Below are 23,480 nucleotides of genomic sequence, written 5' to 3' on the forward strand. Positions count from 1 at the left end.
GCAGGTGTCGTGAAACCGGCGTATAAGCGGAGTCGCAAGGGGCGTCAAACGGAAATAGCACGCCGGAATCCAGGTTTGCCGGGATTTTCAGCCGCACCTGCAAAGGTCGCCGATGGCGCTGGCGGCGTGGCAATTTCGCTTGCCTGCAACACGGCCCGGCATTATGAAACCAGCGGCGCCGGTGTAGCTCAGCTGGTAGAGCACGTCATTCGTAATGATGGGGTCGTAGGTTCGAGTCCTATCACCGGCACCAAAACAGACTCTCCCGTCTGTAATCCTCTCTAACGCTTTGAACGGTAACGCGATTTCTGGGGTTCTAGGACCCTGGTTTCGGTCATATTGAATACGGTCTGCGAAGGCCAGTTTGAGGACCAGTCGACGGAGGGCGGTATGGCCTGTTTCCCAGAGTTTATAAGGGTTTGCGAGGAATGTGAGGACGGGTTCTAGTTTTTCCTCGTAGGTGCCGGTTGGTTCGGCCTGATTGGCCAGTTGTTCGCTCAGGATGATCTTTTTCTTTTCCAACGCGGTGATCTTGTCCTCGTAGGTGGTGATCACGGTGGTGTTCGTGGACTCCATGATCCGCGACAGCAAGGTCTCGACCTGCTTCTCGATCTCTCTGATCTGCCGCTGACCCGACTGAATCACTTCCTGCGCCTGCGAGAGCCTTTGATCCCAGGCATGGCGGAACATCGCCTTTGCCAACGTGACGAGCTGCTGCGTGGGCTGTAGCGTCTCGATCAGCCCGCCGACTTCACCTTCCAGCTTGTCGCGCGGAATGGACTTACCGTAGCTGTCGCAGGATTTCGTCTGGCAGAGATAGTACGCATAGCGCTTCGTATTCCCGGTGCTCCAGGAGGAGCGCAGCGGCACGCCACAATCACCGCAACAGACATAGCCGCGCAGGGCGAAGTCTTCGCCGATATTCTTGCGTTTCGGGGCTTTGGTGATGCCCGCACGGCGCTCTTGCACCTTCTCGAAGGTCTCGACAGAGATCAGCGCCTCATGATGGCCTTTGAGCCAACTGATGCCGTAATTCTCCGAACAGATATAGCCGGTATAAAGCGGGTTGGTGAGTGTGTCCGTGACACGCTGACGGGTGACTTCGCCTTTCTTGTTGCGCGGGAAGTCAGGGAAGCCATCAAAGAAGCGCTGGATTTCCGCCTGGGTCTGGAATCGGCCTATGGCATAGCCCTCAAAGGCCTCCCGGACGATTGAGGCCAGCGGCTCATCGGCGAAGAGCATCTTCCCGCGCCCTTTGACCGTTTGGTATTTGTAGCCGACAGGCGGGTTGTGAATCCAATAGCCCGATTGCATCCGCGCCTTCATCTTCTGCGCCACCTGTCGCCCGTTCTGCTTGCGCTCCAACGCGCCCTGGGCGGCCATGATGGTTTCGATGAACTCATCCTCAGGCGTGTCGCCCAGTTTCATGTTCAGACATTCCATGCGCACACCACGCTGGCGGAAGGCATCGCGCAGATCGAGATAGGCCCGCGTGTCGCGGCTGGCGCGTTTGAGATCGTCGACGATGACGACAAAGCGCTCATTGGGTTGCGCATCAATGAAGCTGAGCAGATTTTTCATGCCCGGGCGTTTGAGATAACCCCCGCCGCCGGTCATGGTATCCGGAAAGACGGCGGCCACCTCATAGCCTTTCTGGGCGGCGTATTGTCGACAGCGGGTTTCCTGGGACTCAAGCCCATGGCCTTCTTTCTCCTGAGTGCGCGAGGAAACCCGGGGATAAATCAGTGCTTTGAGCTTATGGTTATCCATTTCGTGCCTCCTCTTCGGTCTCTGGGTTATCCTCCAAGTTTACCACGGCAGCCCTGAGGATGGCGGCGAGATCGAAGACTTCTCCACGGGTTTCTGGCGTCGATTTGATGTCCCATCCCAGATCGACAAAGCCGATCACGATGGACCACAGTGCTTCAATCAATTCCCGCTTCTGCTCATCGGACGCATCGCTGTCTTCGAGATAAGGCAGCCAGTCCTGCCAATTGAAGCGAAGTGTCGGTGAGGACAGCGGTGATGATGAGGTTGCAAAATTCTGGGGCGGTGTCTCTTTCATATCTGCGCTTTCGGTTTGGTCTCCTTTGGATTGCCTTCCGCGCGATCACCGCGCGGAAAAAAGGAGCCAGTATAGGCATATTTTCCTATTCAAGCCAATAGTTTATCACTTTACATAGATGGCCCGCTGCGCTGATACTGGGTGCGTTCCGAGCGCTGAGAGGCGCGCTGCGCCTCGCGAACCGGTCTGTGATATTGCTCTTCCAGCGCTTTGCCCGCCTCATAGAGCGACCGACCTTCAGCGGCTTCGAAGCTTTGCGCCATCATCTTTTTGGAGAAGTTTTCAGTGACGCCATGCTGGCGGGACATCTCCACAGAAGCTTCATCCTGAGCCTTATAGTAAGGCATCGTTTTTCCGTCGCAGATCTTGTGAAGGACTGAACGCGCATAGTGCAAAGCTTGTTCGCCACCGGAGTCGCGCAGTATGGATTCCCGCTCGAGCAGCCGTTCGCGGGTGGTGCTCATCGTTTCGCCAAAACGGGCCTCGTAGACTTTGCGGATCATGATTTCGGCGCGTTGCGCATCAAATCGTTCACCGCGCGAGAAGGTGAAACCATAGTGCTGCAGCGTTTCGATGAAGCTGCCCGAGCGGTGGATTTCACCATTCAAAATATCGGCAATGGCGCTCGTACTAATAATCTGGTTTTCCGTTAACCGCTGCCCCTCAGAACTTTGCCTAACCGCAGAATACCTTTCTTTGCTCAGTGTCGTATTCATCGTCTTTTCCTTTCGGTTGGGGATTGGAGGATATTATTCACGCCGACGATCCGGGCCGGACCGTCGTTCAGTCGCCCGATTAAACGGATCACGGGCCTGACCTCGGATCTGGCCGCGCGCGCGGATATCGGTTTGCAACGCTTCGTAGCCGGTGATTTCATCCTCGCGGATCGTGTAGAGACGCCGCGCGTGATCGTGGCGGACAATTCTTTGCGCTTCACGGTTGATGACGTCTTTGTCGAACCGGTCGATGCCATGGGGCGTGGGATGGTCATGGGTGAGCGATCCGGCCTTGTGCAGGATCTTCTGCCGCGCCTTGTCGACCCGTGCCTCGTAGTCGCGCCGGTAGCTTTCATTTTCAGTGTTGATCTGATCTCGGGCCGACTCCGAAATGGCACGGAACCGCGTCCAATCGGCATCGGTTTTCAGATTCAGAACCAGATGCTCTTTGACGGCTTCCCGAAAGATGTCCTGCAGGGCGTATTCGGTGTCAAAGCTCATGGGCTAGCCCCCATCGGTTCACAAATTTGCATCGGCAAAACCGTCTCTGTTACACTGATCTCGTGATGATTTTTGAGGATATTCAGGATGTTGAAGAGTGGCTGGCCCCGCTGGATTACGTGACCTTCTGGGACGCAGTAGCACCTTACGAGGTCTTCGATGATCGCGAACGTGACCATTGCGGCGCGCTGATTGCAGGCGGCAGGGTCAAACAATCGCTGGTACTGGACGGGCTGAAGATCGCGGCACGGCTGGCTTTGACCAAGAAGTTTGGCCTCACAGAACGCATCCCCGAACCAGCCGTCGCGCCGTATCTCAAATCTGTGCACTAAAACCTTCATGATGCATCCCGTCTAATGAAATCGCAGATTTCATTCTGCAGGAGACTGCGTTTTGCGACGGGCGGATTGCGGGCGGGAAAGTTGAGGCAGCAGCGGACCCTGTCAGGCGGCGTTCGATCGAAGGCTCTGGCGTAAGTTCATTCCTTGCCAAGTCAGTGCGCGTCGCTCTGAAAGAAGCGGATCCATGGGCAGCGTCCCGCCTGCGCGCTTGTGGTCACTTCATGCCAGCGCCAGCCGATATAGCGACAACGGGTGTAGATGCGTTTGGCGAAGGGGTTGTGTCGATCACCATTGTCCAGGAAATGGCGCGACACGATCAGGTGCGGTGTCCCATAGGCCACATAGGTGGCGTAGCCTGCGATCGGTACGGCCAGCCATAGAAAGAGCGCGACGATCCTGATCATGCGGCCTCCATCATTGGCGTGACAAAGGTGATCCGGGGGTCCGCGCGCAGGGTGCCGCCTTCGATCTTGTTTGGCGCGACGCGGTGACAGAACGGCGCGATGTTCTGCATGCCGACCTTGCGGGCCAGGATAAACCCAATGCCTTTGACATAGATGAGCTGCAGATCCGGGCGCATGGCCAGGAGCTCTGCAGGTGTCATGTGTTTCTGACGGGTCAGGCTGATATTGGTGTTAAGCTTAAGTTCCTCATTGCTACCCAGCGAGGTCGCAAGCGCATGTTCTTCACCCATCATCTCGCTGACCAAGCGTGCTTCCTTGGCAGCGCTGAATCCGTACCAAATCTGGACCACGGCATTCTCGGCGATGGTCTCAGATTCGCGTTTGCCAAACCGTCGTTCGATCTCAGACCTGCTCTGGGCAATCATATGGACTTCGGTCCCACCGAAAGCTCTGAGCGTCGTCAGCATCTCCACCAAACTGGACAAGGGACAGTTGGTGAACTCGTCGGCAATGATCCTGAGCGTGCCCGCCCCATAATAGAGCGCCTCGGCAAAGGCGAGCATATGCAAGGCATAAAATACCCCCATGCGGTTCATCACGGACTGCGGGCCAACCAGAAAGATGACATAACCTTCGCGGATCAGCTGCTCATGGGAGATGGTGGCATCCTTACCCGCATGATGCAGGCGGGTACCGGGCGCAAAGATGCGCAATGCACGCTGCGCTTCTTCCAGATGCTGTGGCCAGTGCTCATGGCGGCTCATGGCGACGATGCTTTGCGCGAGACCTTTGAGATAAGCATCACCTTCTTCCGCCTCTATGGCAGCGAACTGAAGTAGCGTATCCGGGCGGCTGAGCAATTGGCTGACCCCGCCGGGGATCAGCAGCCGCACATCACGTTTTGCATAGACCAGTATGCAGAATTCAATCACATTGCGGGGCCAGGCCCGGAAATAGAGGTTTTTGGCGTCTTCGCCTCCGGGCGGTTCTTTGATCGCCGCATGGGTGATGTTTTCACTCGTATAAACCATATCGCGCGGATCGCGCTGGAAGGTCGCCACCGCTGCGCCAAAAGGATTGAGCGAGACCCGATAGGCCTCAAGATCGGTCCAGACGCCCATGTCGTCGATGATCGCGACCTTGCGGCCCGTGCGGGCGAGCATTTCTGCGGCCTGGATCGCCATCTCACCGTTTTTGGAGTCGAGACAGAGCACGGCCTTGTCCCGCTCCGAGGCGGCAAAGGAATAGAGCCAAGGCATCGCGCCGCAGGTTGTTTTGCCACCGCCATTTGCAGCCAGAAGCAGACTATGACCTTTTGGAGCCCAGAGCGGCTCGTGCGTGTCCAAGGTAAATCCCAACAAGCGCTGCCCTTTGGGATCAACCGGTTTGGGCTTGGCAAATGGCAGGGGCTTCCGGCGTTTCCAGTTGCTCACCCATCCAAAAGGAAAGCTCATCGGATCATTCCCCCATCGCGCAGATCCTTTTGGGCTGGCTGATGATCGGCGCGCGGTGCAACCCCTTTGCGGCGCAGGTGGTTCCAGCGAAAGAGGCTGCCGATCAACCCGAACACCTCAAACAGCGCGCCGATCAGCTGCAAAACCCCGCCCAGGAAACAGAGCGCGGCGGGGATCCAAAACCCCCACCATTCCGGGCCAGCGGCAGCCATCTGCCAGCAGATCCAGCCAAAGAAGAGCGCCAGAAAGCCGCTGACCAAGCGCAGGTTCACGCGCAATATTCGTACCCAGCCGGGTTTTGCTTCACTCGGATCGCTCATGATACGGCCTGCGATTTTGCGCGTTCAACCGCTTCGATGATCTTGGGGCGCAGCCGGTTCAGATGGCTGTAGGATCCGTAGACAGCCTCGGCGATGGGCGAGCCGCGCAGATCGCGGCTTGTGAGCTGCAGGCAGCCGATATGCCAGCCGCCGAGCAGGGACAGCACCGTGACGGTGATCAGCGCAGCGATCTCGCCAACATAGAGGATATCCAGAAAGGCCATCGCGAAGAGACCGGTAAGAGCGCCGATCATCAGTCCTGCGGGGCGAAACGGGCGGCGGGTGGAGACGACAGAGACGCTGGCCAGAACGTAACTGTCATTATGGGTATGCAGCGATGTTTCACCCAGTTCGAGTTTACCAAAAATCACGACTTATCCTCCCGGCCAAAGGAACAGGAAGGGCTGTTCAGCGCCCGCATCAGGGCAGTTTCCCGGTTCTTCACCGCATTGGGGGTGATCAGCCGACCGCTGCCTGCATAAAGCGCCAGGCTCAGCCGGTCTTCTGCGTAGACCGCAACAGCGCAGGTACAGCGATCCGTCATTCCCTCCGCGACCCGTCGGATCCGGGCGTCTTCTGCCGCGCGCCGCCGTTTCTCAATTTCACGCGCCTGCGCCATCGGATCCGGGATCATCGCGCAAAGATCGCGCATCTCCGGATAGACACTGCACAGCATACCCCCGAGATCGGGGGCATCCGGGATCAGCTGATCCGGGCGACGGGTGGCCTCGATTTCAGCTAACAGGCTGGTTTCGCAGACTTCCTGCCAGTCTGAACGGGCGATTTCACGGCTGGCGATTTCGGGGCCGGTTATGAAGGCCGAGACAGCGGCATAGCCAAGTGCTGCCAAGACAGCCGCACCGCCGACCGGCAGGGTGGGTGCATCAATAGACATCAGCTTTCCTCCTTTGGGCTCACAAAACGACAATGGGACCGGGCAATATCTGAAAGCGCGTCGGCGCTGACACCGAACCCGGCCAATGCCGTTGCATCTAATGATGCAAGGGAGGTGTAGACGGGCGGGTTTCCGGCGGTTTTGCTGGCCAGATCAATCTGCTGCTGAACCGCGCCATCCGGCAGCGCCACATAGCACCACTGGCTGGCGGGATGCCCATCAACCACATCACGTGCCGTGGCAAAGCGGATGCCGGTATGAACGGTCAGGTCGGTGCCTGCGATTGTCGCACGCCGAAAGAAAGTGAAGTCGCCAGCATCTGCCAGCGCGTCTTCGAATTGAGCAGCCTCATCGCAATTGTCGGAGCCACGCCCTGGTGGGCACCAGTTCTCAGCCTGCCAGTCACCAAATAGTGCGAGTTTCATGTGCTCCCAGCGATCCCGCAGCGCGTAGAAATCGGCATCCCAGCCAATGATGCCCAGCAACAGCACCACCAAAACCGGCACTGCCACAAAGAGAAACACCCCCCGCAAAATGCGGGAGGCCAGGGTCGGACGTGTGGGATCGCTCATGATCCCGCCCCATCATCCGGATCCTCCGTCCTGCGCGGTTTCAGAAGCTTTGAAAGCGTATCCTCTTCGACTTCCTGCTTTTGCCTACCCCGCAGTTTCTCAAGTTCCCAGGCAATGGATGTGAACGTCATGAGATAGAGCGTGAGCGGCAGCACCAGTTCCCCCACCACGACGATGGCAGCGATGGCCAAAAAGGCAGGAATAAAGCCAAGCACATCTGTCATACCGGGTCGTTGCGGGAAGTCAGGCGCGACAAGCTCGACATCTGGCAGGTCGTCGAGTTGCGCAGACAGCGTCTCCGCATGCCCGTGCAGGAAGCCATTCAGTATGCGCGTGCCCGACGGATTGCCCGGCAGCGTACTACCGGCGCGCAGATCGCCAGCATAGCCCTGAACCACGCCAAGCGGCATGACTTCGGTCAGAGCGGAAGCCACCTGACGGATTTCGGAATGGATCGCCTGCAATTCAGCCCGCCGGTCAGAAACCGGCTTTCCGCTCTCCGACAGGACCTCAAAATACGCCGCATTGAGATCATTCAGATCTTCCAGCAGCTGTTCCCGCTCCAGTTCCCCGACCTGAAGCGCCTGCGCAATGGAGAATGCTTGCGCGGCAGCAGTTTCCAGGGCTCGGCTCATCGGACCCCGACCGCCATTGCCACGTCCAGACAAGCACGAGGAGCGCGACTCACAGCTTGCCGTCTGATCAATATTCTCTGCGATGGTCTCCACCGATGGAACGATACGTGTCGCCACCAGCGCAACCTCATTGACCGCACCAATATAGGCCGTCATGTCCTGACCAGCCTCGCTATAGGTCTTGGCCTCCACCGACTTATAGGTCAGGCCCGTGAAGGACCCGAGCGCTGTCCCTGCGCCAGTGATCAGGATCGCAACAACAGCGACTACGCCCGCGAGCCGAAAGCCGATGGCATGCAGCGGGGCGAGTCGATCCAGCGCAAAGCGATTCACGCCAAAGGCTGCCCCAGCAGCGGCGGCTCCAACCACAAGATTCTTGACCGCTGCGGTTGGGCCAGACTCCTCCGACATGGCAAACAGGGCCAAAGGCACAAGGATCAGATTTGCAATCAGTATTGCCAGCAACGCGATATCGATCAGCGATAGACCGGGTTTCGGTTCATGCTGCAGGACTTGCATGTCTTTCACCGATCCCGCCGAACCACGTGACTTAGAGCTCATACCGAGCCTCCTTTCGTTGGAATGTTCGGAACTGATCCTGGAACGCAAAAGCCAACCCCGACGGCGCGGGATCGGCGGATTGCGGGCGGTTTCATGGGACCTGAAAAAATGGCCTGCCAGTTGCGCGGGCCAGTTCAGGTATCGGAAGTTCAGCTGAAGTTCAGATCGAAGATCTGCATCGCAACACTAATCCAGAAATATCTGGGAAGATGTCCAACGCAAACCCTGCGGGTTGAAACCTGGCCACGTCTAGCTCGCATGTGATTTATGCAGCGACGCGGGCTTGCTCCGAAACAATCGTCAATACAAGCCAGATATACGTTTTTGTTAGGGTCTTTATTCCGCTCCAGAACGACCAGTCTTCCCTCGACGTTGTACAAACGTGCTTCACCGGTGTATTCGGCACGTTCGGTATCAAGGACCTGTCCACAAGCTGTCGCGATCTCGCCACCCTGATCGCACCAACTTTGCACGAGATAGACGATTGCGTCGCAGCGCATCATATCCGTTCCGCCCAGATCCAGCACGAAGCTGATAAGTTTCTGTTCTGCCTGCGGGTTGCGTAATTCGGCGGCCCGTGGACCATAGATGATCTTCGTAGTCATTGGTTTTCCTCACCAAAAAATTGAATGGATCGGAACGCGTTCCTGAGGTCCGTCGTCGGAGAATGTGGACTTCCCCGAAACCTCCAATTTCTCTATTGCATTCGAGTTGGTGCACTCGGGCGCCACTAAAGTGCAAAATTCTCATAACCATTTATAAGCAAATTAAAAAATTGCATTATTGAAGTGAGTGCGGTATCCTGAGCTGTGAGTTTTGACGATGACGAGGAGTATACTGTTAAGGTTCGACGCTGTTTAGAGACTGGCAATGCAGTCGAAGAGCGTTGGCATCACGCTGACGGCGACGTGGGCAGAATTGGTGCGCCTGCGCGCCTAAAATGGGATCCACACACATTTTTACTGACTTTGGAGGAGTTTTGGGTCAGAGGGATGCTACAAAGCCCAATGTCGGGAAAGCACCCAGCCCAGACTAAATATGACCCAACAACAGGTGAACCGGTTTGTCGGGTTTGGATGCAACACAATGTTAAGCATCGTGTTGGTGACCTACCTGCAGTGGAGTTTCTGAGGGATGGAAAACCGGTAAGGCACGAATTCTGGCAAGATGGCCATTTGTTCAGGCAAGATGGCCCTCCAATTCTGAATTTTGATCCAACTTCTGGCGCGATTGTCAGCTCAGAAGATCAACTCCCTGAGGAACCACCAAGAACACCACAAACGTATTTCCCTAGATCACAGATCTGATACGCCTTCGCAGCGTATACACTAAACAGCATGGCGCATTAGTCTAGAGATGAATGTGATTTGTTGGAGTCGATTCGTTGCGACTACTTGAACAAGAAGAGTTTGAAAGCCTGATTCCTGATGGAGTGGACGTTCGTCCTTTCGTGGCGAGGCAAGTCCGAAGCTTTCTCAACTCCAAGCATTACGACGGATTAGAAACTGAAGTCGAAAAGGCAGAAGCCTTTCTGAGACGGGTAGAAGGAAAAAAATACGCGAACAAAATTCTCCAAAGAAACGTATCTGGGCGTTCAGCGCCACCAGATCGATCAGCTCCTTATTGGTCGATGCTGAAGAACTGGGGGCGAAGTGAGCCGCGAGGTGAAGAAGACTTCGCCCGCGCCACGTTGTACTATTTGTTAAGGGATGTTGGTCCCCCTTTCTATTTCATTGAAGTAGCGAAAAAAGTGTGGGACCCGCGCGATCTAACATTTCAGAAACTCTTTTATGCGAAGTTTCATGATGGGCCCAATGCCCCTAGATTTAAGGAATTGTGTCAGCGCTATTACGCGAAGAACGACGTTATTAGGCGAGCTTTCAAAGAGATTTGGGACGGCCCTTACCTAGGCCCGCCGCCAGTCGTTAGGCTAGGGCCAATCTCGGTCTCTTTGGGATATCAGGATGGTCTAGATAGGCTGTTGGTTGATGATCTTCCCGACCAGCAGCCCGTCAAGGACGGAATGGTAGATGTTTTTGGGGCGCTCAGTTGGAGGACACGCCTTAGCGACCTGCATGGTCGCCAAGCCGAATTTGATAGCTTGTTAGATTGGGCGCTGGAGCAGGACGATCCATCGTCAGCTCGTCCGAAAATCGCTTTAGTCTCTGGACCCGGTGGATCGGGTAAATCACGACTGGTCGCAGATGTTGTGACAACCTTGGTCGATCAACACGGTTGGACAGGGGGGCAAATACCCTCCGGAGACGTCAATGGTCGGATTTTTGAATGCGATGGAATGGGAGCCGCATTAATCATCGACTATCCAGAGGCGCGTACTGATTTTGTCACGGAAGTATTGGCGTCTGTTAACTATTCTCATGAATCTGGCCATCCAATAAGGATAATTCTTGTCTCGCGTGAGAATCTCGAGGCGTGGGCAGAGATACTCAACGCACCCAACCCCTTCTGGATAACGGAGGTGCCTCTGGGTAGAGAACCCCATATTTCATTGCCAGACGCTTTGAAAATTTCAGACGATGTAGTTGAGCGGCTCTCTGCTGAATTGATGGTTAAAACACCAGAGATCACCAATAGAGAATACTGGCTGGTTCAAAATGCGTCCCACCGGCTACCTTTGATGATACTAGCTGCGTCCGTTCACGCTGTACTTGATCAAAAAAACGCCTTTTCCCTCAAAGGAAAGGACGTACTTTTAGCTCTCGCAAAGATTGAGCGTAGTAGAGTGCGAAGCTACTCTTCGCGCAATTTCCAGGACGAAAAAGTCCTCGAGAAATTGCTTTCACTCGCTCTTTTTACTGATAACGGCCTCAATGATCGTACAATATTTGACCTAGGCGAATACGGGCTTTCAAGCAGCATGAATGGCCTGGAACTTCTTGAGGCATCCCAATCGACTCCTTTTTGGAGGAGAGCATCACACGAATTTGACAATGGTATCGTTCGCTTGGAGCCGGATATATTCGCGACGGCTTTTCTTTACCTAGTATTGGGGCTTCAAAACCGATCAGATGAGATGTCGGTTTGGCTGGCTAGAACTTCACCAAACTTCGGTATCGGTTTTAATGCGTTGTTGTCCCGAACATCATTTGATCTCGGCTATTTGGACGCCAACGCTAGCCGGAACCTAGAGGCTCTTGCGATTTCCATGTTGACACACTGTCAGGACTTCACAATTCAGCTATTGGCCGCGCGAAACTCAAAGTCATCATTGTTCTCTTCAGAGTACTCGATCGCGTTGTACAAGAGGCAACTTAGCACTACGGCAGAGGCTGCAGAACTCGTGTCGATAGCGAACAATCTAGCTTTGGAGTTGCATCAATTTGGGGAACTGGAAGAGGCTCAGCAGGTTTCAGGTGATGCTGTCATACTGCAGGAAGCTATTCTCAAAGAAGATCCTGAAAACGAACTAGAATTATTTGCAACTGTATTGGAGACGCACTCAAATATTATCGCCGACCTTGGTCACCTTGAGGATGCAATAACAAACGGTGAGATCGTAGCCGGAATATTCGAAAATCTTCTGGACTCTGGGCAGATCAAGTTTGCACCACGTTTAGCACAAGCCTACCACAATCTTAGTGTGTACTTGGCGAAGCTTAAACATTATCCAGAGGCGATGCACTACTCGGCACTGGCAAACGAATTGGCTGGAGCCGAAGATTCGGGCGTGTTGCCGGAAACTATTGCGTTTATTTAGGGCATTTAGCGGGAATTTTATATGATCTGGGTAGATTTACAGAAGCCCTAACGCTTGGACATGACGCATTAGCAAGATTAATGGCCTTGTCTGACGAGCAACCAGTTCAACACCTTCAGCTGCAAGCAAGGATCCTGGATGTTATTGCGAATGCACAACAAAAAACCGGCGATGTTGAGCAGTCCCTTAAAAATTCAAGCGAAGCTTTGGCAATAAGGCTTTTTTTCGCAGAGCAACGGCCAAATGCATCACGCTATGAACTTGCTCTATCCTACAACAATGTTGGGACAAAACTTGCAGCGGACGAAAACTTTGAACTAGCGTATGAGCACACGAAGAACGCCAAGCTAATACTTGAGCAGCTAATGAAAGAGCTGGATGGAGCTGTAGCCAGTGACTATGCGATGGTCCTTCGCAATCTCAGTGTAAGGTCATCGCAGATTGGCAAAGAAGAAGAATCCAAGGCTATGGCCGATGAGGCCCAAAAAGTTAGCGGTTAGTAGCGCTTGTTTCAAAGACAATAATGTCAACGCCGGAATCTCAAGTTCATTCGATATCCGTAAAAAACTTATGCGAGCAGTGTGCTGGCGCTGTCAACGGACCACAAGGCGGGTCACGGGATGATCACAGCCTGCACGAAAGGTAGCAATGAAAATGCTAAGGCAAGCTGTGTCCCGTATTACGTGACCACCGTGCAAAGGGGGTGCAGGCACCCCCGTTTGATCCCCCACAAGCGGCCCAGACCTAAAGTTGGCCGCAGGCGCAAATTTGGTTGGCGGCCAACTTTACAGATCTTGGGATTGAGATGCCATTGACTAACCGAGCAACGAAGAACTACAAGTGCAACCGCCCGGCGCATTCACCTTTCTCGACACACTCGTTTTCTTCTTTCTTGGTGCATAGGGTTCGGCCTGTGATAAGTTCTAAGGAAGACTTCGAGCAGCTAATGTTAGACAAACCATCCAAAATGACCCGCACTCTCAAAAGTGTGGTCGACCTTCAAACCATGAACCCGATTTCATGGGAGGATTTGCTGAATGCAGGAGACAGAACCTACAATCAGATTCGACGCAGGGCTACACAAAGCAAACAGTCGGGAACGGCACGATATGTGTGTGCCCAATGTGGTTTTCCGGTTTACGCGCCACTAGCACCCAACAAACGCCCTTACTGGAAACACTTCGCCGGAGCACCTGTTGATTGTCCTTGGTGGACAGGCGATCCAAATTCTCCTGACAACGTTTCGGCGCAACAGTTTGGCGGTCAGCAGGAAGGCGCACTTCACCACAAAATCAAATACCTCCTCGAAGAAATTCTGCTTGAAGACAACGAGGCCACTGATGTTGCCGTTGAAGAATATGTGCTTTCCAAAGATGGGCGGCGTAGACCAGATGTTTCGGCGATATATTGCGGGGTGCGTACGGCATTCGAAATCCAGCTTGCTACCACACAACTACCGGTGATTTTGGCAAAGGAAGCGTTCTATGAGAGTCACGGCATACGTCTTGTTTGGGTGACGTGGGATTTCCAGAATCGTCCGCCTGCAGACATAAGACAGTCATTTCTGGATATCTATTTCAGCCATGACGAGAACCTGTTCTCGCTCGACGCACAATCCGTTGCAATCTCGACCGCAAACCACAGCCTGACCCTGAGGGCGCACGCATACCGAGACAATGAGTGGAAGAGCAAACTGGTATCTCTGCGTGAGGTGTCATGGAACCCGAGTGGCCTGCCGTATGTCTACCCAACGACTGACCCTTGGCATGTCGAATTCGAAAAAAGATGGGTGCCTTGCAGAAAACGTTACGACTGCGACTATCAGAGAGAAAAAGAGCTGCTACTGGAGCTGTCTGATCGGTTGAATACAGACCTCTCCCCAGACGATTGGCAATCCGAGAGATTGCCATCGCTTCTGGACATAATGTATTCGCTTCAGGCTGGGCGACCTCTCATGACCAGCCAAGATAACCTTTTTGGCATGTCAAACTCTTTTCTAGATACGAGTGACTGCCTGAAGTTCGCAAAGATATTCGAATTTTCTGCCCGCAGGTTCGATCAGGATCAGGTTTTAAAGCGTGCTTCTGTCGCCAAGAAATTGAAGGCGGCAGAGAGCGTTGTGCAGATGGAGAAAAACACACCTGTTTCTCTCGCGGTGCGCCTTCTCTTCCCTCAGCTCTTGTCTGCTAACAATCGACCGAAACCCTGAAACTCATAGGTAGGAAACTTGATCTTTCCTGAACAGTCCTGCGTCAATCAATTCTGCTCCTGCCGCCTTGGCATCTTTGGAGAAAAACAAAACTCGCAAATTCACTTCAGCCCGAGAGAAGCAAACGTAGGCGAGTTTTTCTGTTAGCTCTCGTTGCCGGTCGGTCGGTTGACCTGCAACATTCGGTGTGAGGAATTTCGAGAAGCTATATGTGTTCCAGTTCGCTTCGATATCATCGATCATAACAAGGACGTTTTCGTACTCTTCTCCTTTTGCGCCGTGCTGCGTACTAAACGGAGAACTCTCGTCAAGAAAACTGAAGTAGCGTTCTAGCTCTTCGGTCCCCAGCGCAAAAAACTCATCAGCCAGCCAGTCGCCTTTCTCGCGTTGATGATCCTCGTTATCCCGATCAAATTCTTCCCGAGGATTACGGTCCATTTGATACGCAAGCCGTTCGGATATTGTACACAGATCATTGTCGCGGCAGTATTCAAGAACCTCCTTCACAGTCCGAGTGTCCCACAGCTCACTGAGTTTTTCGGTGTGCTGCACAGCGTGATCGAGCATCGCCTTCAGCGATTTGCTCTTGTTCTTTCCATTATCGGAAAAGGCGGGGCTAATCCGACGCAGCGTTTCTACGATCCTCTTCGCATCGCCCGTTCGCGAGGCCTCAACGAGTTCAAAAACACCATCCACGAAAGGCTTGAAAAGATAGTGGGTGCCATCTTCGTAGTCTGATTGTGAACGCGAGGATGAATAAGTTCCGGTGAACAGAGAGTGGATTTTTGTAAAACCCAATCTTCGCGCAATCATACGCCTGGCTAAAAACAGGTTCTTCACGGACGGCAGGTTTTCCCACCCCCATTGCACAACGGCGTTTGAGTACTTCGAAGTAACATCATCAAGCTGTTCAGCAGTATATGTGTTTCTTGGTCCTGAAGGATCAGGTGCCTGAACAACTGTGATTTCAACGCTTCCTTCGATGTCTGTGTTCTTACCGCCTGGTACTTGCCGCAAGTCCGATCTGAAGTTGTTGAGAAGATCGATTACCGACGTCGAACACCGAAAGTTCTCTTCCTTGGGTATGACCTCAGCACCCTCCGGTCCCGAGAAACCTCCCGCTCGTTTGTCGTAGATTTGCTGCATCGGGTCGCCAAAGTATCCAATTATCGGGAGGCCTTCTTTTGCGCATATTGCGTTCAATGCGGCCATTACTTGAGGGAACGTGTCCTGCGCTTCATCGACAAAGAAAAATGGGTATTTGAACCCAAGACCTTTTCGCAGGATCGGCCTGTTGGAGATCAGGAAGGAAGCAACATCGATGACGTCGTCATGGTTCAGGATGCACTTGGCGTAGTCACTTATTGTCGTTTCCTCATATCTGACCGGGGGCTCTTCTTTGAGCGCTTCCAACTCTTGCGACAGCCTTTGAATCTTTTCCCGTGCGTTTCTCGCTCTTTGGGAGGTTCCGCCGTTATCATCCTTTTGCGCTTTTGCGATGTGCCTCGGGATTACATCCTCGCAAAGTGCTTCCCGCATTGCATTTTGAAATCGAAAAATCTCGCTCCACAAAAACCCATGAAGGGTGGTCACCAGAAAAAGATCATCAAATCCGAGTTTGGAAGAAATCACATCGACAGCACGGTTCGTATAGGTGATGCACACGACGCGTTGCCCGTTTTTTCGGAGTTCTTTTCCATGTTCGTCACGAATGCTTTTGAGTGCTTCGACAAGCGATGTGGTTTTTCCGGACCCTGCGCCAGCAATTACCGAGAATGATTTTTCTTCAGAGATGCACTTGATAATTCTTTTGTCTGCCTCAGTTGGCTTCAGAACGGCTTCCATTCACGCCTCCTCTGCGTTCTGGGAGAGTTGTCCATCCAGCCAGACCAGACCTTCGAAGATGTATTGCGGAACGTTCCAATGAAGCTGCGCGACGCCATTGTTGGCACCTTCTTCTTCATCCTGTTGCTGAGGCGGCTCGTAAGCCAGCACATTCATCGCAAATTCGGTTTTTTTGAATGTGGAGCTTTTGATACGTTTCCAGACATCTTGATGCAGGGCGGCAAGGTCGTCGGGTAGATCAATGCCAATGCTCAATGCATCGTTTCGAAATAGGACAAGGTTCTCATAGACGAAAGTCTCTTCAAGTGTCCTTCCGTGGAAAATTTGCGCTTGTCCTTCCACATCTATCGAGACGGGCGTTTGATAGCTGATGAAGCGCATTCCGTCGGCTTGCTCACGATCAGCTTTCGTTTTGGCGGCGAGTGCTTTTACGCTGCTATCGTCGAAGAAATAACCAAGCGTCGCATTCGAGGACACCGCATTGTCTGCTGTTGCAATGCAGTTTTTGCGACTATTTGCGGGGTCAACAGAATCGATATCTGTGATGATAAGGTAGGGAATCTCCAGGAATTCCAGCAATCCGGCAAAACGCATTCCGTACGCGCCACCTACTTCGAGAACGGTCAAATATTTTTTGTTCAGGCTATTGGCTGCAAAATCGATCATGCGAGGCAACAGGAGTTTCTCAACTGACCCCTCAACAAGAATGGCCGCATCTGAAAAGAAAAGGTCGCAATGGGTAAGGCGTAGATACTTCTTCAAGAAGGAAAGAGCCGCTTCCGGTGAGATAACTTCGCCATCCAAATCGATTGGCTCCGGTTGAAACTGAGCGAGGCTGTGCACTGTGGTTCCATGGAATGATTCACCGTTTTGAACATCATTGATGGACTTGCGGCGGAAGTACCGAATTTTGGAAAAATCAACCGTATCCAGAATGTGTGAAGAGTGTGTAGTGACAGCGAGCTGTGGGGTGCTTTCGCCGTCCGGCCTGCCTTCAGTCAATACGTCCCACATTTGCCGAATAAACGTCTGCTGAACTTGAGCGTGGAGGTGAACTTCAGGTTCTTCGACAAAAATCACCTGACATAGGGGGCGGTCTTCCTCGGTTGCAAGCCATTGTCTGTAGAAATGATCAATTTGAATTGCCATGAAAACGAGGTTCTTGAACCCCAACCCGTTATAGGCTTCGGGAAGCTCATGGCTCGTGTTGGCGTCTACGTAGAAGAGCTCTGTGTTCCCGCGTAATGCGTCTTCCGAACTCAGCGTTGAAACAACTTTCATCGCGCGATCATTGTCGGAAGGAAGCCCAAGCCCACCAATCATCGTCATCAAGGGTGCAAAGCGTTGACTGTAATGGCTGTTCAGGTTTTCGTTGTTCTGTTCGATGATAGCTATCGCTTCCTCGGCCAGTTCCGCTTTCTCAAGATTGCGTCTGTAGTAGGTCGCAAACGCTTCGGAGAGCCTGTTGCTCCTTGCAGCATTCTCGTCATCAATGTTTCGCTGTGCATCCACAAAATCGACACGCACCAGTGAACTGAGAATTTTCTTCCCATCCTTCGGGTCCAGTGGCGTTGGCAGGAGATCGTTGTCCGTGCGCTCCAACGACGAAAACTGCACACTAAAGTGCTTCTTCAAATTCCCTTCTAAATCCAGAAAATGGCTTAGCGAGCGCTTGCGTTCACCGTTCTGATCTACTGGAAAAGCAAGATCGTATTGCCTCCAGAGCTCGTTGACGTCGTCAACTGTTAAGGCGCATCGAATTCCGATTTCAGAAAAATCAGTCGATAGAGTTGTTGCAAGAGCAAAAACGCGCCCGAATGAAACAGCGTCTGGATCAACTTTGAACCACAAATCGAGATCAATCGACGGCAGACTTTGCTCTTCGCCATTCACGTAAGCATCAATTGCTGAAATGCTGCTGACCGAGAAATCGTGTACCTTAAAATCCCGATTTCCTAGGAAACTTCGCATGACGGCGGTTGCCGAAGTTTTCCCGCTGTTGTTTGGGCCAACAAACACGGTCTCCTTTTCTTCAAAATCTAGATCAATGCTCTTTAGTCGGCGAAAATTTCTTACAGAAATACTGTGTAAGCGCATGCAAAGCCTCATATATTTTGGGGGCTACAGTATCACTTTGAGAGACGTCGCAAAAGAGAGTGTCTATCTTTTTAATCCATTTAAGGTTGCTCTCCTTCAGCATCCCGCAGCGGAATCGTTGGTGCTCCGGAATGTACTCATGTTTTTTGTACACTTCTGACACGTTGAACATCGGATGTTCAACTATTTCAAACGGCCTAGCTAGCGTCCTCATGCTCTTATGAGCGATCTTGCGGGCATCTGCGTTTCGGTAGGACTTGGCTTTGGAGGGCCTAACCCGGCAAATGTCTTTCAGCGCCCGACAACGGGTCGAACCTTTGACGTTCGTGCCCCGGTTTGGGTCTGAGTAACTGCGGCGGATTTGCTTAAGGTCGTGGATACTAACAACCAGCGCGGCAATCAATCCTTCTCACTACATCCGCATGCAGATCCGCGCCAGAATTTGCAGACCAGCCTCAGATATGCTTCACATTCAAGCTATTGAAGAAAGGAGATATTATGAACAAGAAGCAAAATTTGAAAGACGATTACAACAAGGCACCAGGGCTCAAACAGCCCTATATGCTGGGATATGCTGTCAGAAATAGCAAAGATGGCAAGAGCTCATACTGGAGCAAGATCGCTGCGGCCTGGGCGCATAAAGATGGTGAAGGGTTTGAGGTGCAGATGGATGCTTTGCCCATTGATGGACGGCTCGTTCTGCGAACGGTCAGCGATGATCGTCAACCAGACTCGGAGCATGTAAGCCAAAGGCCTGGCGGTCCGGCGTAACTATCAAGGCTGGCCTGCCGACCAAAACACGCGCCGACAGGCCGCTACACTTCGAGTTCCAAGGAGACGGCATATCTGCCGTCGCACCACTCTCGGTCGCAGGTGGAACACCACCCGCTCAGAACCTTGTCTTTTAGCTAAATTGGATTCCGGCGAAGCTTCGCCTGCCGGTCACTCCTTTTTCGCCGGACTGATTGCATACGCTGTCTCTTGGGATATCGATGGGAACCTGGTGATCCGTGTGGTCACGGACGATGGTGACAACGGCGAACTTTTCGAAGAGCTGCCTCAATCGGCCTCAATGCCCATATGTGTCGCCCAGGCTTGGATCACAGCTTCCGACTGCATGAGAACTTCGCCGTGTTCCCGGAATACGCGCTCCGGGTCAGCCTTGGCCCCGACAATCAACATAAGCGTCTTACGCATGACGTCCGCCGAACGCACCAGGGCAGAGAGAGCTTCGTCGAACTCGGGGTCACCATAGGCCGGAATCTCAGGGACATCATCTTGTTTCAAAGTTAATTCTCCTAATCGCAACATTTCATTGGCACCGAACAGATTGGGACAGCGAAGCTTTCGAAGCAATCTTGAGTTTTTACCACACCCGGCTCTCGTAGATTCAGCCAGACGAGTTGCCTGCGCCGTTCAGCATCAATCCTAGGTCTAAGATATGGTGGCGGCGAGTGCGCCGCCGCGTCTTTCCTTCCAGCAGGTGGAGAACCACCCGCTGAGAACCCATTCTTTCAGCTTACATCAAATCCGGCGACGCTTGAGCTGTGGGTCAATCCTCTTCCGCCGCTGTCGCGGTCTCCCGAGAAGAGGGTGACCCATCTCCGGAGTTTGATCGAACGTCCAATCCGCTCCTCGCAAGCTCGTCACGGATTCCAGAGTTGGACGCTCGCCGCTGGGCAGGGGTTCAAGCGCAAGGTTGAAGGGATTGACTTTGGCTTAACCCAAAAAAAGCGAGGACGATATGACCAAGGAGCAAATCATCTGTGGCGATGCGGTTGCCGGATTGCTGGAATTGCAAAGCGAATGCGTTGATCTGATCGTGACTGACCCACCTTATCTGGTGGATTACAAAGACCGGACCGGGCGCAAGGTTGCAAATGACAATAGTCCAGACGCGGTGTTGCCTGCTTTCGCGGAAATGTACCGGGTTCTGAAAGACGACAGCCTGTGCATCAGTTTTGTTGGCTGGACGGCGCTCGACAAGTTCACGCGTACATGGGTCGAGGCCGGGTTCCGGATTGTCGGGCATATCATCTGGACCAAGGACTATGCCTCAAGCACAGGCCAGACGGCCTATCATCATGAATCGGCCTATGTGCTGGCAAAGGGTTGGCCGCGCAGACCGGAGACGCCGTTTGCGGATGTGCAGCCCTGGGTCTACTCCGGCAACAGGTGGCACCCGACCGAGAAATCCGTTGAGAATATCGGCGCGGTGATCCGGGCGTTTTCGAAACGCGATGATACGGTGCTCGACCCGTTCTTGGGGTCAGGCACCACCGCAGTTGCCGCAGCGCTGAACGGGCGAAGCGCGATCGGCATTGAGCTTGAGCGGAGATATTGCGATCTGGCGCAACGGCGCGTTGCAGGTGACAAACGCTATCTGGCGACAAAAGACCAGAGCGCCTCAAAAGCGGCGTGAGAGTATCATGGCCGCTCTCAAACATCGCGGTTATAGCGCCGGGCATCCGTGGTATTACCTGCTGGGCGGAGAGATTCCGCCCCTCAGGGCCATCTTTGCGCAGGTGTCAACCGGTGCCTATCGTGGCTATCTGGCAAGTGAGATTGACGCGATAGCCGGAAAAGCGAAACCGCAGCGAAGTGCGGCGCTTGCAGCCTGTCGCGCCAAGCTCACCGTTGATCTGAAAGCCGACATTGCCCGCTATCGTCAATGCGCCTGCTCCTTGCGCCGGTATCGGGAAGAAACTGGTGCTGAAAAACCGGTCGTTGCTCAGGATGTTCACACCGCCATCAGCCTCAAATTCAACCACATCGTAAACGGGTTTGCCAATCTGCGCACATTGGATGCGGTGCCACAGCAGGCAGATATGTTCGATCTGTTCTGACAACTAAAAGATACGATCGGAAGGGGAGAGCCGGGCGGCTTTCCCCTCATTTGTGTGCCCAAAAACTTGCCTGACGACTGGCATCGTCAGGCTTACTGCGTTTCGGGAACGATGTGACTTTTCCTGATCGCCAATGTCCCGAGAGCGCGAAGCGCGGCAGGGTATTGGCGATTCAAGTATTCCCGAAACGCAGCATCGGCTGCGTCGTGGGATTCAATGACGAAAAATCCGCCGAAAACCAGCCCGGAGTGCGCCGGTCCCAATGAGCTCGGTGTCGCACACCAGATGACGTGACTTCAAACAAAGGAGGGACGTCATGAAGATGGACAATGCAACACCGGAAGAGGCTGCCGAATGGGCCGCAATCATTCCCAACGTTGACGAAGGGGTTGAGCCCAAGCTGTTTGAGAAACAGGACCTTCTCTCCGCATTCGACGGAGAGGTGACAATCACGGTGCGCAAGGCGCTGAACCTGACCGGGTGTCTGCTTGGCGAAATCACTCGGCTGTGCGACGCGCAAACCGCAGCGCATCCGGGCAAATTGAACAGGATCGATCCCGAAGCATTGATGATGGCAGATGGGATATTTGCTTTTGCCACACGCGCAAATCTGGTGGTTGCGGTCGCATATGCTGAACGATGTTTGGAGGCGGGACAAACAGCATTGCATGTCAGTCATGTGGTCTCGGATGGCTCAAGGCGCGGCATTGGTCTGCCAATGATCGCTGCGTTGTTTCTCGGTGAAGCGAATTCCACAGGGAAAGAAGCACATGGTGCGGCGGAGGTTCGGATCCTGCCTAACGGCACGGTGAACAGCTCTTGCAAGACCTTCGCGCGGCTCGGGTTCTGGGCTGACGAATACTTCACCCATCCCGTGACTCTGCGCAATCCGCAGAAAGCGATTGCAGGCTCGGCGGAGCCCAATGGCGACCCGCTGAAATATCTCCGCCTCGAAGGGAAGGCAGATGAGGTGGCCGACCGGTCCCGATTGGCGTTGGAAAACTGGTCCGTCGAATTTGGGCAAGCGCAGGCCGCTGACGAGTAAGGATCGCCGCGTCTGACCGTCCAAAGCACAAATGGGCTGAAAAGCTGAGCGAGAGCGGGTCATCCGCTCTCGCTTTCATTTTGCGGGTATTGATCGACGGGCCCCGATTTCTGAAGCAACAAATCCTGTGGATAATGCCACCGCACATTTGAAATGTACCAATATTTACGATATACTGGTAAGAAAGGAGGCAGATATGGCCAAAAACACATCCATTGCCCTTGGGGAGCATTTTGAGACCTTCATTGGTGCTCGGGTCAAGGCGGGCCGCTATGGCTCGGCCAGTGAGGTGGTGCGCGCCGGGTTGCGCTTGTTGGAAGAGCAAGAAACCAAGCTGGAAGCGCTACAGGCGGCATTGATCGAAGGGGAAATGAGCGGTCCGGCACAGCCGCATGACCCTGAGGCGTTTTTGAGTGCCATGCGGGAGAGACATGCCGGAAACGCCTAAGGAGGTCCGGCTCTCTCCGCGCGCGGTCAGCGATCTCGAAGCGATCTGGCTCTATACGTTCGAGACATGGTCGCTTGAACAGGCAGAGACCTATCACCGATCCATCATTGCCCGGTTGGACAGATTGGCCAGAGGTGAGCTCGACGGGGCAGATGCAGGGCATATCCGGGCGCGCTATCGCAAACTTGCGGTCGGCTCACATATCGCCTTCTATCGCGAAACCGACTTTGGCGTTGAGGTCATCCGCATCCTGCATCAGGCAATGGATTTTGACCGGCACTTCTGAAGCGCATTTCCAGTCGATAAATTGTAGTGGTTCAGATGTGATCTGACAGTTGGCCGTTTTTCCGGCGGCGTCTGTCAGGCCAAGTTCAGTTCACGAACTTTTCCTTCCAGATCTGCTTGCCTTCAATCATGGTCTGGAACGGCGTTCTGCCGCAACACATTTTGCCCTGATGAGTGCGTTGGTGGTTGTAGTTATGCAGCCATTCGTCGAGGTCCGTTTGCAGCGCACCGATGCTGTCGTAGAGCTTTTTGCGGAACGCGACCTGATAGAACTCCTGCAAAATGGTCTTGTGGAACCGCTCGCAGATGCCGTTGGTCTGGGGCGATTTCACCTTGGTCTTGGTGTGGTCGATGTCATTGATGGCCAGGAAGAGCTGGTAGTCGTGCTTGTCGGCCCGGCCGCAGTATTCCGTGCCCCGGTCCGTCATGATCCGCAGCACCGGCAGGTCGTGTTCATCGTGGAATGGCAGGACGCGATCATTCAGCAGATCAGCGGCAGTGATCGGGGTTTTGGTCGTATAGA

25 protein-coding genes, 1 tRNA gene and 1 pseudogene are annotated in these 23,480 nt (G+C 53.6%); 11 read left to right on the forward strand and 16 right to left on the reverse strand.

The genetic code is table 11. The annotated features are described in order from the left end of the window. The first annotated feature begins 177 nt into the window (after positions 1-177). A tRNA-Thr gene (locus PHA8399_RS19925) sits at positions 178-253 on the forward strand. A gap of 506 nt (positions 254-759) precedes the next feature. Here PHA8399_RS19925 and PHA8399_RS22940 read toward each other — a convergent pair. The 4 genes and pseudogenes from PHA8399_RS22940 to PHA8399_RS19945 all read right to left on the reverse strand — a co-directional run. After that, a pseudogene (locus PHA8399_RS22940) lies at positions 760-1,770 on the reverse strand (recombinase family protein); the annotation flags it as partial. After that, on the reverse strand, positions 1,763-2,065 hold the full coding sequence (locus tag PHA8399_RS22450) for a hypothetical protein (protein ID WP_145977088.1): 303 nt from the start codon (positions 2,063-2,065) through the stop codon (positions 1,763-1,765). The gene PHA8399_RS22450 and the pseudogene PHA8399_RS22940, both read right to left, overlap by 8 nt. A gap of 110 nt (positions 2,066-2,175) precedes the next feature. Beyond that, positions 2,176-2,781 (reverse strand): hypothetical protein, encoded by a 606-nt coding sequence (locus tag PHA8399_RS19940; protein ID WP_145977089.1) that lies wholly within the window; start codon positions 2,779-2,781, stop codon positions 2,176-2,178. 33 nt (positions 2,782-2,814) lie between these two features. Further along, positions 2,815-3,282, reverse strand: a complete 468-nt coding sequence (locus PHA8399_RS19945; protein ID WP_058287854.1) for a hypothetical protein — start codon at positions 3,280-3,282, stop codon at positions 2,815-2,817. 62 nt (positions 3,283-3,344) lie between these two features. On the opposite strand from PHA8399_RS19945, the gene PHA8399_RS19950 reads away from it, so the two are divergent. Continuing rightward, positions 3,345-3,614: a hypothetical protein gene (locus tag PHA8399_RS19950; protein ID WP_145977090.1), complete on the forward strand. Its 270-nt coding sequence runs from the start codon at positions 3,345-3,347 to the stop codon at positions 3,612-3,614. Positions 3,615-3,775: 161 nt separating this feature from the next. On the opposite strand, the gene PHA8399_RS19955 is transcribed toward PHA8399_RS19950, so the two are convergent. From PHA8399_RS19955 to PHA8399_RS22455, 8 genes are all read right to left on the reverse strand, one after another. Next, the gene (locus tag PHA8399_RS19955; RefSeq protein WP_058287856.1) at positions 3,776-4,027 is read right to left on the reverse strand and encodes a hypothetical protein; all 252 of its coding nucleotides are present in this window, start codon (positions 4,025-4,027) and stop codon (positions 3,776-3,778) included. Continuing rightward, the gene (locus PHA8399_RS19960) at positions 4,024-5,481 is read right to left on the reverse strand and encodes a type IV secretory system conjugative DNA transfer family protein (RefSeq protein WP_082649596.1); all 1,458 of its coding nucleotides are present in this window, start codon (positions 5,479-5,481) and stop codon (positions 4,024-4,026) included. The genes PHA8399_RS19955 and PHA8399_RS19960 overlap by 4 nt, the downstream gene beginning before the upstream one ends. Then, complete coding sequence (locus PHA8399_RS19965) at positions 5,478-5,801, reverse strand: hypothetical protein (protein WP_145977091.1); 324 nt, start codon at positions 5,799-5,801, stop codon at positions 5,478-5,480. The genes PHA8399_RS19960 and PHA8399_RS19965 overlap by 4 nt, the downstream gene beginning before the upstream one ends. Continuing rightward, on the reverse strand, positions 5,798-6,172 hold the full coding sequence (locus PHA8399_RS19970; protein WP_145977092.1) for a hypothetical protein: 375 nt from the start codon (positions 6,170-6,172) through the stop codon (positions 5,798-5,800). The genes PHA8399_RS19965 and PHA8399_RS19970 overlap by 4 nt, the downstream gene beginning before the upstream one ends. After that, positions 6,169-6,696 carry a hypothetical protein gene (locus tag PHA8399_RS19975; protein ID WP_058287860.1) on the reverse strand — a complete coding sequence of 176 codons (528 nt, stop codon included), beginning with the start codon at positions 6,694-6,696 and terminating at the stop codon, positions 6,169-6,171. The genes PHA8399_RS19970 and PHA8399_RS19975 overlap by 4 nt, the downstream gene beginning before the upstream one ends. After that, positions 6,696-7,268 carry a hypothetical protein gene (locus PHA8399_RS19980; protein WP_058287861.1) on the reverse strand — a complete coding sequence of 191 codons (573 nt, stop codon included), beginning with the start codon at positions 7,266-7,268 and terminating at the stop codon, positions 6,696-6,698. Before PHA8399_RS19980 ends, PHA8399_RS19975 begins: the two co-directional genes overlap by 1 nt. Further along, positions 7,265-8,464, reverse strand: a complete 1,200-nt coding sequence (locus PHA8399_RS19985) for a hypothetical protein (RefSeq protein WP_145977093.1) — start codon at positions 8,462-8,464, stop codon at positions 7,265-7,267. The genes PHA8399_RS19980 and PHA8399_RS19985 overlap by 4 nt, the downstream gene beginning before the upstream one ends. Positions 8,465-8,613: 149 nt before the next feature. Further along, a complete protein-coding gene (locus PHA8399_RS22455) occupies positions 8,614-9,069 on the reverse strand; it encodes a hypothetical protein (protein WP_145977094.1) in 456 nt (151 codons plus the stop codon). A gap of 779 nt (positions 9,070-9,848) precedes the next feature. Here PHA8399_RS22455 and PHA8399_RS22460 point away from each other — a divergent pair. The 3 genes from PHA8399_RS22460 (at position 9,849) to PHA8399_RS22465 (ending at position 14,391) form a co-directional block, all read left to right on the forward strand. Next, positions 9,849-12,182, forward strand: a complete 2,334-nt coding sequence (locus PHA8399_RS22460; RefSeq protein WP_145977095.1) for an ATP-binding protein — start codon at positions 9,849-9,851, stop codon at positions 12,180-12,182. 86 nt (positions 12,183-12,268) lie between these two features. Further along, entirely contained in the window at positions 12,269-12,682 is a 414-nt protein-coding gene (locus PHA8399_RS20000; protein WP_244270272.1) for a hypothetical protein, read from the forward strand. 467 nt (positions 12,683-13,149) lie between these two features. Further along, entirely contained in the window at positions 13,150-14,391 is a 1,242-nt protein-coding gene (locus tag PHA8399_RS22465) for a DUF6035 family protein (RefSeq protein WP_145977096.1), read from the forward strand. 3 nt (positions 14,392-14,394) lie between these two features. On the opposite strand, the gene PHA8399_RS20010 is transcribed toward PHA8399_RS22465, so the two are convergent. Both PHA8399_RS20010 and PHA8399_RS20015 read right to left on the reverse strand, forming a co-directional pair. Further along, positions 14,395-16,236, reverse strand: coding sequence for a UvrD-helicase domain-containing protein (locus PHA8399_RS20010; protein WP_058287867.1), 1,842 nt, complete (start codon positions 16,234-16,236; stop codon positions 14,395-14,397). Continuing rightward, the gene (locus PHA8399_RS20015; RefSeq protein WP_058287868.1) at positions 16,237-18,333 is read right to left on the reverse strand and encodes an ATP-dependent nuclease; all 2,097 of its coding nucleotides are present in this window, start codon (positions 18,331-18,333) and stop codon (positions 16,237-16,239) included. 498 nt (positions 18,334-18,831) lie between these two features. On the opposite strand from PHA8399_RS20015, the gene PHA8399_RS20020 reads away from it, so the two are divergent. Then, complete coding sequence (locus PHA8399_RS20020) at positions 18,832-19,104, forward strand: hypothetical protein (protein WP_058287869.1); 273 nt, start codon at positions 18,832-18,834, stop codon at positions 19,102-19,104. A gap of 288 nt (positions 19,105-19,392) precedes the next feature. On the opposite strand, the gene PHA8399_RS20025 is transcribed toward PHA8399_RS20020, so the two are convergent. Beyond that, a complete protein-coding gene (locus PHA8399_RS20025; protein ID WP_058287870.1) occupies positions 19,393-19,620 on the reverse strand; it encodes a hypothetical protein in 228 nt (75 codons plus the stop codon). A 457-nt stretch (positions 19,621-20,077) separates the two neighbouring features. Here PHA8399_RS20025 and PHA8399_RS20030 point away from each other — a divergent pair, with 457 nt between their 5' ends. From PHA8399_RS20030 to PHA8399_RS20050, 5 genes are all read left to right on the forward strand, one after another. After that, a complete protein-coding gene (locus tag PHA8399_RS20030; protein WP_058287871.1) occupies positions 20,078-20,755 on the forward strand; it encodes a DNA methyltransferase in 678 nt (225 codons plus the stop codon). A 7-nt stretch (positions 20,756-20,762) separates the two neighbouring features. Continuing rightward, positions 20,763-21,179, forward strand: a complete 417-nt coding sequence (locus PHA8399_RS20035; protein WP_058287872.1) for a hypothetical protein — start codon at positions 20,763-20,765, stop codon at positions 21,177-21,179. Between the two features lie 316 nt (positions 21,180-21,495). Beyond that, a complete protein-coding gene (locus PHA8399_RS20040; protein ID WP_058287873.1) occupies positions 21,496-22,224 on the forward strand; it encodes a hypothetical protein in 729 nt (242 codons plus the stop codon). A 196-nt stretch (positions 22,225-22,420) separates the two neighbouring features. After that, a complete protein-coding gene (locus PHA8399_RS20045) occupies positions 22,421-22,672 on the forward strand; it encodes a type II toxin-antitoxin system ParD family antitoxin (protein ID WP_058287874.1) in 252 nt (83 codons plus the stop codon). Next, positions 22,656-22,958 carry a type II toxin-antitoxin system RelE/ParE family toxin gene (locus PHA8399_RS20050; RefSeq protein WP_058287875.1) on the forward strand — a complete coding sequence of 101 codons (303 nt, stop codon included), beginning with the start codon at positions 22,656-22,658 and terminating at the stop codon, positions 22,956-22,958. Before PHA8399_RS20045 ends, PHA8399_RS20050 begins: the two co-directional genes overlap by 17 nt. Before the next feature lie 85 nt (positions 22,959-23,043). Here the strand turns inward: PHA8399_RS20050 and PHA8399_RS20055 are convergent. Further along, positions 23,044-23,480 (reverse strand): integrase core domain-containing protein (locus tag PHA8399_RS20055; protein WP_145977002.1); only part of this gene is annotated, 437 nt, incomplete at its 5' end.

This window comes from Leisingera aquaemixtae (assembly GCF_001458395.1).
GTDB lineage: Bacteria > Pseudomonadota > Alphaproteobacteria > Rhodobacterales > Rhodobacteraceae > Leisingera > Leisingera aquaemixtae.